The following is a 15,140-nucleotide window of genomic DNA, read 5'->3' as shown; positions in this document are numbered from 1 at the left end:
CCGATCACCGTCGTCTCCTGAAGCCATGCAATTCCCAGAATCCTGGTTGCGCGAGTTCTGCAACCCCGCCCTCGACAGCGACGGCCTGGCCCGCCTGCTGACCATGTCCGGCATGGAGGTCGAGGAGCAGCACCGCGCCGTGCCGCCCTTTAGCCGCATCGTCGTGGCCGAGATCGTCACCGCCGATCAGCATCCCAATGCCGACCGCCTGCGCGTGTGCACCGTCGATGCCGGTCCGCACAGCCAGGACGGCCCGCTGCAGATCGTCTGCGGTGCACCGAACGCCCGCGTGGGCATCCGTGTGCCGCTGGCGCTGGTCGGCGCTGAACTGCCGCCGGGTGACGACGGCAAGCCCTTCGTGATCAAGCTCGGCAAGCTGCGTGGCGTCGAGAGCCAGGGCATGTTGTGCTCGGCGCGGGAACTCAAGTTGTCCGACGACCACGGCGGCCTGCTGGAACTGCCGACCGACACGCCGGTGGGTGCGGACATCCGCCAGATCCTGAACCTGGACGACACGCTGTTCACGCTCAAGCTCACGCCCAACCTGGGCCACGGCCTGAGCGTCTACGGCATCGCCCGCGAGGTGGCCGCGCTGACCGGCTCGGCGCTGGCCCAGCCGACCTTTGCGCCGGTGCCCGTCACTGCGGACGACCGCCTGCCCGTGCGCATCGAGGCCGACGACCTGTGCGGTCGCTTCTCCGGCCGCGTTATCCGCGGCATCAACCCGCAGGCGAAGACGCCGTCGTGGATGGTCGAGCGCCTGGCGCGCTGCGGCCAACGTTCGGTCAGCGCGCTGGTCGACATCTCGAACTACGTCATGTTCGAGTTTGGCCGTCCCAGCCACATCTTCGACCGCGACAAGATCGAGGGCGACCTGGTGGTGCGCTGGGGCCGCGAGGGCGAGACGCTCAAGCTGCTCAACGGCAACACCGTCACGCTGGACGGTCAGGTCGGTGTCATCGCCGATGAATGTGCGGACGTTCAGACCGTCGAATCTCTGGCCGGCATCATGGGTGGCGACGCCACGGCCGTGGGCGACACCACGCGCAACGTCTACGTCGAAGCCGCCTTCTGGTGGCCCGAGGCGGTGGCCGGTCGCTCGCGCCGCTACAACTTCTCGACCGACGCTGGCCATCGCTTCGAGCGTGGCGTCGACCCGGCCCTAACGGTCGAACACATCGAACGCATCACCGCGCTGATCGTTCAGATCTGCGGCACCGCCGACACCCGCATCGGCCCCATCGACGACCAGACCACCCGACTGCCGGAGCGCCGCCCGGTGGCGCTGCGCGTGGCGCGCGCGGCCAAGGTCATTGGCATGCCGGTGTCGCAGGCGCAATGCGTGCAGGTGTTTGAACGGCTCGGCTTGAGCTGCGCGGAAACGGCGCCTGGGGTGCTCAGCGTCACGCCGCCGAGCTGGCGCTTCGACCTGCAGATCGAGGAAGACCTGATCGAGGAGGTCATCCGCGTGATCGGCTTCGACCAGCTCCCGCTGTCGCCGCCCCTCGCGCCGGTGACCGCCCGCGTGCGCACCGAAGACCGCCGCAGCCCGCACGCTGTCCGCCGCGCGGTGGCCGCGCAGGGCTACCAGGAGACGATCAACTTCAGCTTCGTCGAGGCCCGCTGGGAACAGGAGCTGGCCGGCAACGCCGACCCGATCCGCCTGCTCAACCCGATCGCCGCGCCGCTGTCGGTGATGCGTTCCAGCCTGCTGGGCAGCCTCGTTCAGGTGTTGCGCCACAACCTGTCGCGTCGGGCGTCGCGCGTGCGCGTCTTCGAGTTCGGCCGTGTCTTCCGTCGCGATCCGGCGGTGCAGGGCAGTGAACAGGACGTCGCCGGTGTCGACCAGCCGCTGCGCGTGGCCGGTCTGGCCTGGGGTCCGATCGACGAGCTGCAGTGGGGCGTCAAAGAGCGTGCTGTGGACTTCTACGACGTCAAGGGTGACGTCGAGGCGCTGCTGGCGCCGCTGCAGCCGCGCTTCGAGGCAGCTGAACATCCGGCGATGCATCCAGGTCGTTGCGCCCGTGTCGTGCTTGACGGCGTCGTGATCGGCCACGTCGGCGAGTTGCACCCGCGTTGGCGTCAGGCCTATGAGCTGCCGAGTGCGCCGGTGCTGTTCGAGCTGGACGCCGGTGTGTTGTTGCGCCGTCCGGTCCCCGTCTACCAGCCGGTGGCCCGCCAGCAGGCTGTCACGCGCGACCTGGCCCTGATCGCCGGCGAAAGCGTCACCCATGACGCGCTGATCGATGCCATCCTGGCCGCGCCGACCGATGGCCTGGTGCGCGCTGCGAAGCTGTTTGACGTCTACCGCCCGGCGGCTGGCGTGGCAGGTTTTGCCGCCGGCGAGCGCAGCCTGGCCTTCCGCATCGACCTGCTGGATGAATCGGCGCCGCTGACGGACGCGCGCAGCGACGCGGCTGTCCAGGCCGTCGTTGAGGCCGTTGGCCAGCGTCTCGGCGCTCGCCTGCGCGGCGCCTGATCCCTCGATAGCCAACCTGAGCGCACACCAAGATGGCCGACACCCCTGAACCGGCGCTGCCCCTGGACCGCGTGATCTCGCTCGAGACCCCGACCCTGACCAAGGCTGAGCTGGCCGACCTGCTCTTCGAGCGGCTCGGGCTGAACAAGCGCGAGTCCAAGGACATGGTCGAGGCCTATTTCCAGTTCATCCACGATGCGCTGGTCAGCGGCGAGGACGTCAAGCTCTCTGGCTTCGGCAACTTCCAGGTCCGCCGCAAGGCGCCGCGGCCGGGTCGCAACCCGCGCACCGGCGAGGCCATCCCGATCCGAGCCCGCAAGGTGGTCACGTTTCACGCCAGCCACAAACTCAAGGCCATCGTGCAAGGCGAGGCTCCGCCCCCTGGCGAGTTCGAGTAAAGTGTCGAGAGACTCCTGAATCCCATTGATTTCAATGGAAAATTCGCTCCCGGACATCCCGCCAAAACGCTACTTCACCATCGGTGAGGTGAGCGAGCTTTGTGGTGTCAAGCCGTATGTGCTGCGCTACTGGGAGCAGGAGTTCACGCAACTCCGGCCGATGAAGCGACGCGGCAATCGTCGCTATTACCAGCACCACGAGGTGCTGTTGATCCGCCGGATCCGCGACCTGCTCTACGAGCAAGGCTTCACGATCAGCGGTGCCCGCAATCGCTTGATTGAACTGGGGGCTGTCGCTGCACCTGGCGCGTCTCTGCCGATGGGCGCTTCCGGTCCGGCCGACGACCCTTCCCACGACGATCTCGATCTGAATGCGCCCGTCAGCGGCGTGCCGATCCCGGGTTTGACCAACGCCCGCGCCCCGCAATACGCCAGCGCCGCGCTGGCGATGCCACCCGCCGAAGCCGCCACGACCGTCGTCCTGCCCGACGCTCCGCGTCTGTCGGTGCGCGAGGAACTGCTGTCGATCCGCAGCCTGCTCGATCTGGACAGCTGAGCGCCGTCGCGGCGCAGATGACTCTCGCAGCGTCTGGACAGCCCAGACATTTCTGGCATATACTATTTGACTCAGTCGGGGTGTAGCGCAGCCTGGTAGCGCACTTGCATGGGGTGCAAGGGGTCGCGAGTTCGAATCCCGCCACCCCGACCAAAGAAAATCAACGGGTTAGCTCTCACAAGGAGCTAGCCCGTTTTGATTTGTGGCGTCGATATGGGCTCTGGTGCCTGCTTCGGTGCCCATATCCTGCACGCAGCGGGCAGGAGTCCGGTCCGCCAGACAGCGCGGCTTGGCGCAACCACGTCGTTGTCCGCATCCCCTGCCGCGACCCGATGTGGCGTCAACCGGCGGGTGTGCAGAACTACGACGTCACCAGCGGGCCGTCCGATGCGCGTGGCACGAGGTGCACCGGCTCCAGGTAGCCGAGTTGGCCCGGCGCTTCCCCTCCCAGGAGGCGCAACAGCCCTTCGCCGACATGGCGGCCGTTCTCGAAGACCTTGTGCTCGATCGTGGTCAGCGTCGGGTCGCAGAAGGACGCCATTGGTGAGTTGCTGTAGCCCATGATCGACACGTCACGCCCGACGACCAGACCCCGCTGCCGACAGGCGGCAATGGCGCCGAAGGCCATGTTGTCGACGGCGCACAGAAAGGCGGTCGGCGGCGACTTCTGGTTGAGCAGTTCCATCGTCAGGCTATAGCCGCTCTGGATCGACAGGTTGCCTTCCACCACCAGCGCTGGATCGAGCGCCACGCCGGCGGCCGTCAGCGCCTTGTCGTAGCCGCGACGCCGTAGCTGGGCGAAGTAGTAGGCCGATGGGCCGTTCAGCAGCGCGATGCGTCGGTGGCCGAAGCCGAGCTGGCGATGGGCGGCCAGGGCGAAGGCGCCTTCGTTGTCGGTGTCGATCCAGGAGTAGGGCAGGTCGGTCTGCGTGCGACCGTAGGTGACGAAGGGGATGCCGGCCTCCTGCGCGAGCTTGACGCGCGGATCGTCGACCAGCGTGCGCACGATCAGCAGGGCGTCGGCCGAGTTGGCTTCGATCAGGTTGCGGTACAGCGCCATTTCCCGGTCGATGCCGCGTCCGCCCGCGCTGGTGGCCAGCAGGTAGTAGCCCGAGCCGTCCAGCGCGGCTGAAACGCCGGCGAGCAGCCCGGAGTACATCCAGTCGATGAACTCTTCGCCCGTCTCCACCGCCGGCAAGGTGACCGCGACGGCGCGGGTCGATCCCGAGACCAGCTGGCGGGCCGCCGCGTTGGGGCGGTAGTTCAGGGCCTTGGCCTTGGCCAGGACCCGCCGGCGCGTCTCGGGCGCGACGTCGTCGTAGTTGTTCAGCGCCCGCGAGACGGTGGAGATCGACAGGTTGAGCGCCTTGGCCAGGCTGGCGATCGACATGGGGCAAGTCTCCGAGGACAAGAGGGGCGGTGACCGGGCGGGCCGCCAGAAGCGCTTCTGGATTCTAGGCCGAGGGACCTGGGCGTCTGCCCGTCTGGAACGACGCGCCGGTCGGCACCTGATCGGGTTAACTCTGATGTGGCGGTGCGGCCCGTGGCGCTTCAATACGTTCACCAAAAACGTTTTTGGTGACACGTCACCCGCAGGGATTGCACGTGCATCGCCTGGGCTCGCGACCTCGATGTCACCCAACCAAGGAATCCGACCATGACGACCTTCCGCCTCGTTGCCCTGGCCGCGCTGCTCTCGGGCAGTGCGCTGGCCACCGCTCAGACCACCATCGTCTCGACGCAGCTGCGGCCGATCGAAGAGGCCGAGAAGATGCGCAACACCATCCTCAAGGGCGCGCCCGATGCGGTGAACTTCGTGCCCGAGGACGGCAACACCTACCTCACGCGCATGAAGGCCGAGCTGGGTGCCGCGCAGGGCAAGGTGCACGCCACGATGGCGCTGGACGGCGAGCTTGGGCCCGTCAACACGCTGGGCGGCTTGCAGGATCTCGACGACATCGTCGGACGGCTCGGCACGTCGCGCCAGTTCTCGGCCGCGTCGCTGGCGCTGGGCAAGCTGGGCGGTGACAAGCAGCGCTTCATCCCGGTGATGACCAACACCTTCCAGATGGTGGCCAACAAGCAGGCGCTGAAACACCTGCCCGCCGGCGCCGACCTCAACGCGCTGACCTACGCGCAGCTGAAGGCCTGGGCCAAGGCGATGAAGGACGCCACCGGCGAGGCCAAGCTGGGCTTTCCAGCAGGGCCCAAGGGGCTGATGCACCGCTATTTCCAGGGCTCGCTCTACCCGAGCTACACCGGTGGCGTGGTGCGCACCTATGCCAACGCCGATGCGGCCGCGATGTGGGCCGAGTTCAAGGACCTGTGGCAATACGTCAACCCGCGTTCGAGCGCCTACGGCTTCATGGAGGAGCCGCTGACCGCCGGCGAGGTCTGGGTCGCCTTTGACCACACCGCGCGGCTTCTGCCCGCGCTGACCGATAAGCCCAACGACTTCGTGACCTTCCCGGCGCCCTCGGCCGCCAAGGGTCGCGGCTACATGCCGGTGATGGTCGGCATCGCGGTGCCGAAGAACGCACCGGATCGCGCCGCCGCCGAGCGCGTGATCGATCACCTGACCAAGCCCGCCACGCAGGCCACGATCCTGCGCGAGGTCGGCTTCTTCCCGGTCGTCAAGGCTGACCTGGGCACGCTGTCGCCGGGCGTCCAGTTGGCCGCCGATGGCATGAACAAGGTGTTCGCGGCCAAGGACGCCAGGGCCTCGATGCTGCCGGCGGGCCTGGGGGCGAAGAACGGCGAGTTCAACAAGGTCTTCATCGACACCTTCCAGCGCATCGTGCTGCGCAACGAGGACATCAAGACCGTGCTGGCCGATCAGGGCAAGGTGCTGGGGCAGCTGATGAAGGACGCCAATGCGCCGTGCTGGGCGCCGGATGCCAGCTCGGGCAGCAACCCCTGCCCGGTCACGCCCTGATCCAGCCTGACCACCCCTGACGGTGCCGTCACATGAACAGCAACCCGCGCCTGCCCTACCTGCTGATCGCGCCGTCGGCCGCGTTCCTGGCCTTGCTGTTCCTGTGGCCGCTGGTCGAGACGGTGCTGATGGCCTTCATCACGCCGGAAGGCGTGGCGACCACCGAGTACCTGCGCAAGATGGCGGGCGACCTGAACTTCGGCGTCGCGATGCGCAACACGCTGATCCTGGTTGCGATCGTCGTGCCCTTGCAGGTGGGGATCGCGCTGGCGATGGCGGTGATGTTGCAGAAGGTCGAGCGCGGTCGCATGACCCACCTCTACATCTGGACGATCCCGCTGGGCATCTCCGACCTGGCTGCGGGCATCGTCTGGCTGGCCATCCTGACCGATCGGGGCTACCTCAACTCGCTGCTGCAGGCCGTCGGACTGTTGGACGGTCCGACCACGTGGCTGTCGATCCAGGCGCCGGTGGCGCTGTTCGCCTGCGTGATCGTGGCCGAGATCTGGCGCGCCACGGCGATCGTGTTGGTGATCCTCGTGGCCGGTGTGCAGCTGATCCCGAAGGAGTACGACGAGGCCGCCGAGGTCTTCGGCGCCGGGCCTTGGAAGCGCTTCTTCCAGATCACGCTGCCGCTGCTCAAGCCCTCGCTGCAGTCGGCCTTGATCCTGCGCACGGTGCTGGCCTTCGAGGTCTTTGCGGTCGTCTATGCGTTGGCCGGGCGTGACCTGCCGGTGCTGGTCGGCGAGGCCTACAACTGGCAGGCCCAGTACCAGAACACACACGTCGCGTCGGCCTATGCCCTGCTGATCCTGGCGGTCTCGATCGCCTCGACGCTGATCTACCTGCGCGTGCTGCGGGTGCGCAAGGAGACGCTGGCATGAGTGTCGACGTGGCCCGTTCCCCGGCCCCATCCCCCACAGCCACCCCGGCAGCCACCCCGTCGGCGCGCCGGGCGAGCGCCCGCTTCCTGGGCGTCATGGCGGTGGTCATCAGCGTGTGCTGGCTGATCCCGGTGTTGATCATCGCGGTGTCGGCGCTGAGCCCGCGCGACGTTGTCTCGGCCTGGCCCAAGCAACTGATCCCGACCCGTTTCAGCCTCGACACGATGGCGTTCTTCTTCAACGTGTCGGGCGTGTGGACGGCCACGCTCAACAGCTTGATCGTCGCTGCGATGACGATGAGTTTCGCGCTGCTGCTGGGCGCGCCGGCCGGCTATGCGCTGGCGCGCTTCGACTTCAAGGGTCAGGGCGTCTACCGCGTGATGATCATCATGACGCGTGCCTTTCCGCTGGCGATCCTCGCCCTGCCGCTCGTCACCCGCTTCATCGCCATCGGCCTGTACGACACCTTGCTCGGCGTGGCGCTGGTGCACACGGCGCTGGCGTTGCCGTTTGCGATCCTCGTCTCGTCGAGCCTGTTCATGGGCATCCCGCGTGAGCTGGAAGAGGCCGGTTGGACGCTCGGTTGCTCGCGCCTGACGGCCTTCTTCATGATCGTCATGCCGCTGGCGCTGCCGGGTCTGGCGGCCGCCATGATCTTCTCGTTCGTGATCTCGTGGAACGAGGTCTTCGCGGCTTCGGTGCTGACGCTGAACAACCGCACGTTGACGGCCTTCCTGTTCGCCAGCCTGGAAGAGAGCCCGCTGCACTTCCGCTATGCCGGGGGCTTCTTCCTCGTCGTGCCCTCGCTCGTCTTCATCTTCGTCGTGCGCAAGTACCTGTTTGCCATGTGGGGCATCGCCAACCGATAACCGGAAGACACACGACATGTCCGTCATCACCATCGACCGCGTCCGCAAGGAGTTCAAGGGTCACCAGGCCTTGAAGGCCGTGTCGCTCGACATCGAGGACCGCGAGTTCTGCGTGCTGCTCGGGCCCTCGGGCTGCGGCAAGACGACGCTGCTGCGCATCATTGCCGGGCTGGAGACCGAGAGCAGCGGCGACGTCCGCATCGGCGGCCGGCGCGTCAATGGCCTGCCGCCGCGCGAACGCAACATCGCGATGGTGTTCCAGAACTACGCCGTGTTTCCGCACATGACGATCGGCCAGAACATCGGCTTCGGTCTGCGCATGAAGAAGGTCGACGCGGCGGCCATCGAACGACAGGTCAAGCGCAGCGCCGAACTGATGCACATCGAGCAGCTGCTCGATCGTTACGCCGGGCAGCTATCGGGTGGACAGCGCCAGCGCGTCGCGGTTGCACGCGCGCTGGCCGTGCAGCCCGACGTGTTGCTGATGGACGAGCCGCTCAGCAACCTCGATGCGTTGCTGCGCCTGGAGATGCGCAGCGAGCTCAAGGCGCTGCTGCGCGACCTGAAGACGACCACCATCTACGTCACCCACGACCAGACCGAGGCGATGAGCCTGGGCGACCGCATCGCCGTGATGCATGGCGGCGAGATCGTCCAGGTCGCGCCGCCGCCCGAGGTGTATCGCCAACCGGCCACCGAGTTCGTCGGCGGCTTCATCGGCAACCCGCCGATGAACTTCGTCCGGACCCCCGAGGCGCAGCGTGCGCTCGGCGTTTTCGCGCCACCGGGCGCGGCCACGCTCGGCATCCGGCCCGAAGACCTCGACCTGGCCAACGAGGGCCTGAGCTTCGACGCCAAGGTGGTCGAGATGCTCGGCGCCAGCCAGCAGGTGACCACGCGCGTCGGCGACGAGCTGTTGCGCGTGAGTCTGGGCATCGATCCACCCGTGCTCGCTGGCGAGCGTCTGACGGTGCGTGCGCGCGCCGGCTGCGCGCGCTGGTACGACGCACAGGGCAAGCTTCTCCAAGCCGCATGACACCGCAACAACAAGATCAGCTGCGCAGCGCCGCGCAAGCCACGCTGCGAGCCAATGACCGCGGCGGCTATGCCGTGCCGTCGCCCCGGCTCTACCCCTTCCAGTGGAACTGGGACGCGGCGGTCAACGCCGTGGGCTGGCAGACCTTCGACGAGCCACGCGCCTGGCAGGAGATCGAGACGCTGCTGACGGGTCAGTGGGCCAACGGCCTGCTGCCCAGCATCGTCTTCCACCGGCCGGCCGACAGCTACTTTCCCGGTCCGCAGGAATGGGGCTGCGACCACCTCACGCCGCCGACCACCAGCATCTCGCAGCCGCCGCTGCTGGCGACCATGGTGCGGCGCATGCGCGATCACAGCCGCGATCCGCAGGTCGACCAGCGCCTGCGCACCATCGTGCCCAAGATCGTCGACTGGCACCGCTGGTGGTACCGCGACCGCGACCCCGAGCAGACCGGTCTGGTGGTCACCTACCACCCCTGGGAGACCGGCAGCGACAACTCGCCCGCCTGGGACGAGCCACTGGCGCGTGTGCCGGCGACCCCACGCAGCTACCAGCGCCGCGACACCGGCGTCGTCGACGGCAGCATGCGGCCGCACAAGGCCGAATACGACCGCTTCGTCTACCTGTTGGACTTCTTTCGCGACTGCCGCTTTGACCCGCGCCGGATCTATGACGAGTGCCCCTTGCGCATCGTCGATTTCGCGCTCAACGCCATCTTGCTGCGGGCCAACCTCGATCTGGCCCACCTGTGCGAGGCCCTGGGCCTGCACAGCGACGCCGCGCAGCTGCGCGACTGGCACCAGCGCGGCGCCGCTGCGATCGCGACGCTCTGGTCACCCACGCTCAGGCGCCACGTCAGCCTCGACACGCGCAGCGGCAAGCCCCTGCCTTCGCGCACCCACGCCGGCTTCCTGGCCTGGTACGCCCATGTGTTCACCGGCGAGTCCGGGCCACAACGGCAGCTCGACCTGCTCGCTGAACTCGACGAGTTCCTGGGTGCGACCCGCCATGCCCTGGCCTCGACCCACCCGACCGATCCGGGCTATGACCCGCGGCGCTACTGGCGGGGTGCGGTATGGCCGCACATCAACTGGCTGGTCGCCGAAGGCCTGGCCGAACACGGCCATGCCGCGCAGGCGCAGCGTCTGCGCGACGACACGCTCGCGCTGGTCCAAGCGGGCGGACTGTTCGAGTACTTCGCGCCCGACACCGGTGAAGGCCTTGGCGGCCCGGACTTCTCGTGGACGGCGGCGATCACGCTGATCCTGCTTCAGACGCGGTGACGGTCTCGGCGCTGCCAGCCAGCCCGAGCCGTCACAACAGCAGGAACGCCGCTGCGGCCACGGCGGTCGGCGCGGCCGCGCCCAGCAGCAGGCCGACCGCGCCGATCGAGCCGTCGTCGAAGCCGCGCTTGAGCAAGGCGACGCCGGCCGGATTCGGTGCGTTGGCGATCACCGTCAGGCCGCCCCCGGCGACGGCACCGGCGACCAGCATGTACTTCGACGTGTCGTCGATGCCGGTGATCAGCGAGCCGAGGTAGGTCAGGGCCGCGTTGTCCGTCAGCGCCGTCAGACCCAGCGCGCCGAAGAACAGCGCCAGCGGCTCAAGGCTCGACACGATGGGCTGCAGCCACCAGCGCTGCAGGCCGCCGAGCACCACCAGCCCAGCCAGGAAGAAGCCCACCAGCAGGGCCTCCTTGAGGATCAGCGGCGACTGGTGGCGTTCATAGGCCTGCGTGAAACCCAGGAACAGCAGGAACAGCGCCAGGAAGGCCACCGGGTGGTGCGCCAGCATCACCACGCCGGCCAGCAGCCCCAAGTGCACGGCGATCACGGTCCATGGCACGGGTGGGGTCCCTGCATCGGTGCCCGCATCGGTGCCCGCATCGGCCCCGTCGTCGCTGACCTTGGCCTTGACGTTGGCCGTGACCAGATGGGGCCGCAGCAGCAGCGCGGCCAGCGTCGCATTGACCAGCACCGCGAGCGCGGCCTTCCAGCCGAAGGTCGCCAGCATGAAGGCGCTGTCCCATTGCCAGGTGGCCGCGACCATCAGCACCGGCGGCGCGGCGTAAGAGGTCAGCGTGCCGCCGATCGAGACGTTGACGAACAAGACGCCGAGCGCGAAGTACTTGAGCCGCTCCGGCATGCCGGGCCTGAACACCAGCGGCGCGAGCAGCAGCGCGGCCAGCGTCATCGCCGCCGGTTCGGTGATCAGCGAGCCAAGCAGCGGCACGGCCGCCAGGCCCAGCCAGGCGCTGGCCAAGGGCGTCGGCAGGGGCAACAGGCGCGCCGTCGCGGCCACGACCCACAGCACGGCCTGCAGCACCGGGCGCGAGGCCGCCACCACCATCACGACGAAGACGAACAAGGGCTCGGTGTAGTTGCGCGATTCGGCGTAGCCGAGCGCCGCGTCGCCGCCCGCGATCAGGGCCATCACCAGGACCAGCACCATGGCCCAGAAGCCGAACACCACCTCGACCTCGCCGAGCAGGTGCAGCAGCCCGGCATGGCGTGGCGAGCGGTGCGCGAGGCGCTCGAACAGCTTGGCGGCGAAGGTGTGGAGGACCGCGATGCCAAAGAGCAGGGCGGCGATCAGGTCGATCGTGGTGGGGGTCATGGGGCCTGGGCAAGGTGAGGTCCGCGAGGCGGCCCGACCTTCGCGACAACCTGCCCCGACGCTCCCGCGCCTGGGCACCCAAAAACCAGTTTAGCCGCGCCCGGGACGGGCCGCTCGCGGCCCGGTTGATCAGGCCATCACACGTCCGTGGGGCACGTCCAGCCGCTGCAACCAGGGCGCGATGTCATCGAGCGCGAGCTGGGTGTCGGTGCCGCCCAGGCGCACCGCTTCGCGCGGCATGCCGTAGACGATGGACGTGGCCTCGTCCTGGGCGGCGGTGAGGGCACCGGCCTTGCGCATCTCCAGCAGGCCGCGCGCGCCGTCGTCGCCCATGCCGGTCAGCACCAGGCCGACCGCGTTGGCGCCAGCCACCTGGGAGACCGAGCGGAACAGCACGTCCACCGACGGTCGGTGGTGGTTGATCAACGGGCCGTCCAGCACCTCGACCACGTACTGCGCGCCGCTGCGCTTGAGGCGCATGTGGCGCCCGCCCGGTGCGATCAGCACGCGGCCGTTGAAGACGCGCTCGCCGTCGCGCGCTTCCAGCACCTCGACCTGGCAGATGCGGTCCAGCCGGGCGGCGAAGCTGGCGGTGAAGTTGGCCGGCATGTGCTGGACGATGACGATGCCCGGCACCGTGCGGGCCAGCTCGCGCAGGATCTTCTCCAGCGTCTGCACGCCGCCGGTCGACAGGCCCATCGCGATGACGCGGTCGGTGGTGCGAGCCATCGCGCCGGTCGGTGCTGCGGGCGGGGGCGGCGCAGGCCGCGCCGACGCCCGCAGACCTGCCGCTGCAGCCGGGGCCGGTGCGCGTGGCATGGCCGCACGCACCGCCCGCAGATTGGCCTGGGCGGCCGCGCGCACGGCCTCGACCAGGCCGTTGCTGGCGTCTTCCAGGAAGTTGCGCAGGCCGATCCTTGGCTTGGTGACGAAGCCGACCGCGCCGGCGGCCATGGCCTGCAGCGTGGTCTCGCAGCCGGCCTCGGTCAGCGTCGAACACATCACCACCGGGGTGGGCCGTTCGGCCATCAGCTGGCGCAAGAAGCTGATGCCGTCCATGCGCGGCATCTCGACGTCCAGCACCAGAACGTCGGGCCAGTCGGCGCGCATCTTGGGCAGCGCGAAGAGCGGGTCGGAGGCGGTCGCGATGACCTCGATGCCGGCCTGGGTCAGCAGGTCCGACAGGTGTTTGCGGACGACGGCGGAGTCGTCGACGATCATGGTCCGGATGGGGGTCATGCTGGGTACTTCCCTGGTTCCCAAAGCGTGTGAACGAGTGGTCTTGTGACGGTCTTCAACGTTCGGAACGTCTCATCAGCACCTCGCCGCTGCGCATGTCCAGCCGCACGCTGCGCGGCACGTCGTCGCCGACGTCCACGCCCATCAACTGAAAGCCGTGGCGGTCGACCAGCTCCCAGCCGATCTCGATGTTGCGCACGCCGATGTTGGGCTTGTGCGCGAGGTGATCGGGCAAGGTGTCCGCGCCGCCGTAGAGGTGGGCGTGGTACTCGTCCGGGCGAGTGCCGACATGGGCGATCGCCTCCAGCAGCAGCGCCACCGCCTCGGCGGCGTAGCGACCGTCGCGCAACGTGTGTTCGATGCCGCTGCGCTCGGGCAGCAAGTAGTGGCACATGCCGCCGATGTGGCGCAGCGGGTGCCACAGCGTGATCGCCACACACGATCCCAGCAGGGTGCGCAGCGACGCGGGCTGGTTGCCGAAGTAGAGCTGGCCGGGCATCAAGAGCAGGTCCGAGCCGGGCTGGGCGCGCGCCACCACGCCGACGGGCAGGCGGGCGACCGCCTGGGCGCTCAGCGCATGAGACGCCCGGCCCTGCGGGTGGCCCTGCTGATGACCCTGCAGATGGGCACGCCGATGGGCGTGTTCACGTCGCGTGTGCATAGACGGCCGTGGCGACCGATCGGACCGGGACGTCGAGGTTGGCGAGGGATTCAGCATGGCCGGTGTACAGCAGTCCATCAGGCTTGAGCTGGCCCAGCACACGCCGCACGATGGCGGCCTTGGCGGGGGGGTCGAAGTAGATCAGCACGTTGCGCAGGAAGATCACGTCGAAGCGGCCGAGCGTGCGCGGCAGCTCACGCATCAGGTTGGCGGCACCGAAGTTGACGTGCTCACGCAGGTGACGCTGCACCAGCACATGGCCCTCGTACTCACCGGTGCCGCGCAGGCAATGGCGCTTCAGCCGCGCCGGGCTGAGGTTGCGCGCGCGGTCCAGGGTGTAGAGCGCGCGCTTGCCGTGCTGGACCATCTGGGTTGACAGGTCCGTGCCGACGATCTCCCAGCGCGTCTGGTCGCCCAGTTCCTCGTCCAGCAGCATGGCCAGGCTGTAGGCCTCCTCGCCCGACGAGCTGGCCGCGCTCCAGACCCGCAGCGGCTGGCCGGCCAGCAGGTTCAGCAGCGTCGGCAACTGGGCCTTGAGGTGGTCATAGTGCTGCGGTTCGCGGAAGAAGTAGGTCTCGTTGGTGGTCAGCTTGTCGACTACGCGGGTGATCTCCTCGGCCGAGGCGGCGTGCATCAGCTGGTGCACATAGTCGTCCAGACGGGCATGGCCGGCCTGCTGCGCCAGGCGCTGCAGTCGACCTTCGACCAGCGGCTTCTTGGCGGCCACCAGCCGGATGCCCGAGACCTTCTCGAACAGGCCGGCGACCGCGTCGAAGGAACCTTGTGACAGGCTCATGCGGTGAGCCTCGTGGCGTGGGCTTGAGCATGTGCGTGCGCATGTGCGTGCGCATGTGCATGACCCTGCGCGCTCGGCGCCAGGTGAGACTGCGCATGCACCGGCTGTGCATGGGCGCTGATCTCCGCACCGATCGAGGCCTCGTCGAGCACCTGTGCCAGTGCCAGCACGGGCGTGACCTCGCCGCGCAGGCGTGCATAGCCGGCCATGTAGTGGGCGGAGATGGCGGTCCCCAGCGGGGGCACCGCTTCGAGTCCGCCGGCAGGTGCATCGGCCACTTCGTGGACCGCGTCGACCAGCAGGCCCAGGGTCTGCGGCCGCTGGCTCTGCTCGTCATGGCTTTCCACGATCACGACGCAGCTGCGCCGGCTGCGGGTGGCGCGACCCAGGCCCAGCCGGGCCGCCAGGTCGATCACCGGCACGACCGCGCCACGCAGGTTCATCACGCCGCAGACAAAGGCCGGCATCAGGGGCAGGGCGGTCATCGAGGTCAGTTTGAGGATCTCGCGCACCTGTTCGATCGCGACCGCGTAGCGCTGGTCGCCCAGGGCCAGGCGCAGCAGCTGGCCGGTCGGTTCTTGGCCATCGGGGGACATGGTGGCGCTCATGGGCGTCGCTCCGGTCGGGTGGTGTCAGGGATCAAGGCTCGGGATACGGGCTCAGGGCTC

Annotated in this window: 14 protein-coding genes and 1 tRNA gene; 9 read left to right on the top strand and 6 right to left on the bottom strand. The window is 68.4% G+C overall.

From position 1 onward, the window contains the following. Positions 1 to 25: 25 nt before the first annotated feature. The 4 genes from pheT (at position 26) to EV685_RS02645 (ending at position 3,586) form a co-directional block, all read left to right on the top strand. A complete protein-coding gene (gene pheT, locus EV685_RS02660; protein ID WP_130480413.1) occupies positions 26 to 2,479 on the top strand; it encodes a phenylalanine--tRNA ligase subunit beta in 2,454 nt (817 codons plus the stop codon). A gap of 32 nt (positions 2,480 to 2,511) precedes the next feature. Continuing rightward, entirely contained in the window at positions 2,512 to 2,877 is a 366-nt protein-coding gene (locus tag EV685_RS02655) for an integration host factor subunit alpha (protein WP_130480412.1), read from the top strand. 34 nt (positions 2,878 to 2,911) lie between these two features. Further along, on the top strand, positions 2,912 to 3,433 hold the full coding sequence (locus tag EV685_RS02650; RefSeq protein WP_130480954.1) for a MerR family transcriptional regulator: 522 nt from the start codon (positions 2,912 to 2,914) through the stop codon (positions 3,431 to 3,433). Positions 3,434 to 3,509: 76 nt separating this feature from the next. Next, positions 3,510 to 3,586, top strand: a tRNA-Pro gene (locus EV685_RS02645). A gap of 208 nt (positions 3,587 to 3,794) precedes the next feature. On the opposite strand, the gene EV685_RS02640 is transcribed toward EV685_RS02645, so the two are convergent. Beyond that, on the bottom strand, positions 3,795 to 4,823 hold the full coding sequence (locus EV685_RS02640) for a LacI family DNA-binding transcriptional regulator (protein WP_130480411.1): 1,029 nt from the start codon (positions 4,821 to 4,823) through the stop codon (positions 3,795 to 3,797). A gap of 267 nt (positions 4,824 to 5,090) precedes the next feature. On the opposite strand from EV685_RS02640, the gene EV685_RS02635 reads away from it, so the two are divergent. From EV685_RS02635 to EV685_RS02615, 5 genes are read left to right on the top strand one after another with little or no spacing between them, the layout of a single operon-like run. Then, positions 5,091 to 6,368 carry an ABC transporter substrate-binding protein gene (locus EV685_RS02635; RefSeq protein ID WP_130480410.1) on the top strand — a complete coding sequence of 426 codons (1,278 nt, stop codon included), beginning with the start codon at positions 5,091 to 5,093 and terminating at the stop codon, positions 6,366 to 6,368. 32 nt (positions 6,369 to 6,400) lie between these two features. Beyond that, the gene (locus EV685_RS02630; RefSeq protein WP_130480409.1) at positions 6,401 to 7,252 is read left to right on the top strand and encodes a carbohydrate ABC transporter permease; all 852 of its coding nucleotides are present in this window, start codon (positions 6,401 to 6,403) and stop codon (positions 7,250 to 7,252) included. Continuing rightward, positions 7,249 to 8,121 (top strand): carbohydrate ABC transporter permease, encoded by an 873-nt coding sequence (locus EV685_RS02625; RefSeq protein WP_130480408.1) that lies wholly within the window; start codon positions 7,249 to 7,251, stop codon positions 8,119 to 8,121. The genes EV685_RS02630 and EV685_RS02625 overlap by 4 nt, the downstream gene beginning before the upstream one ends. A gap of 16 nt (positions 8,122 to 8,137) precedes the next feature. Further along, positions 8,138 to 9,157 (top strand): ABC transporter ATP-binding protein, encoded by a 1,020-nt coding sequence (locus EV685_RS02620; RefSeq protein ID WP_130480407.1) that lies wholly within the window; start codon positions 8,138 to 8,140, stop codon positions 9,155 to 9,157. After that, positions 9,154 to 10,443 (top strand): MGH1-like glycoside hydrolase domain-containing protein, encoded by a 1,290-nt coding sequence (locus EV685_RS02615; RefSeq protein ID WP_130480406.1) that lies wholly within the window; start codon positions 9,154 to 9,156, stop codon positions 10,441 to 10,443. Before EV685_RS02620 ends, EV685_RS02615 begins: the two co-directional genes overlap by 4 nt. Before the next feature lie 31 nt (positions 10,444 to 10,474). Here EV685_RS02615 and EV685_RS02610 read toward each other — a convergent pair whose 3' ends face one another. The 5 genes from EV685_RS02610 to EV685_RS02590 all read right to left on the bottom strand — a co-directional run bounded on the left by EV685_RS02610 (position 10,475) and on the right by EV685_RS02590 (position 15,080). Then, a complete protein-coding gene (locus tag EV685_RS02610) occupies positions 10,475 to 11,776 on the bottom strand; it encodes a putative Na+/H+ antiporter (RefSeq protein WP_130480405.1) in 1,302 nt (433 codons plus the stop codon). Between the two features lie 129 nt (positions 11,777 to 11,905). Further along, positions 11,906 to 13,015, bottom strand: a complete 1,110-nt coding sequence (locus EV685_RS02605; protein ID WP_130480404.1) for a protein-glutamate methylesterase/protein-glutamine glutaminase — start codon at positions 13,013 to 13,015, stop codon at positions 11,906 to 11,908. Positions 13,016 to 13,070: 55 nt separating this feature from the next. Next, positions 13,071 to 13,676: a chemotaxis protein CheD gene (locus EV685_RS02600; RefSeq protein WP_242615385.1), complete on the bottom strand. Its 606-nt coding sequence runs from the start codon at positions 13,674 to 13,676 to the stop codon at positions 13,071 to 13,073. Beyond that, positions 13,660 to 14,472: a CheR family methyltransferase gene (locus EV685_RS02595; RefSeq protein WP_130480403.1), complete on the bottom strand. Its 813-nt coding sequence runs from the start codon at positions 14,470 to 14,472 to the stop codon at positions 13,660 to 13,662. The genes EV685_RS02600 and EV685_RS02595 overlap by 17 nt, the downstream gene beginning before the upstream one ends. Beyond that, entirely contained in the window at positions 14,469 to 15,080 is a 612-nt protein-coding gene (locus tag EV685_RS02590) for a chemotaxis protein CheW (protein ID WP_130480402.1), read from the bottom strand. The genes EV685_RS02595 and EV685_RS02590 overlap by 4 nt, the downstream gene beginning before the upstream one ends. Positions 15,081 to 15,140: the final 60 nt, after the last annotated feature.

The sequence above is a fragment of the Sphaerotilus mobilis genome, assembly GCF_004216565.1.
GTDB lineage: Bacteria > Pseudomonadota > Gammaproteobacteria > Burkholderiales > Burkholderiaceae_C > Sphaerotilus > Sphaerotilus mobilis.
Note: the sequence above shows the minus strand (reverse complement) of the source record. Positions and strands in the feature narration are given on the sequence as shown.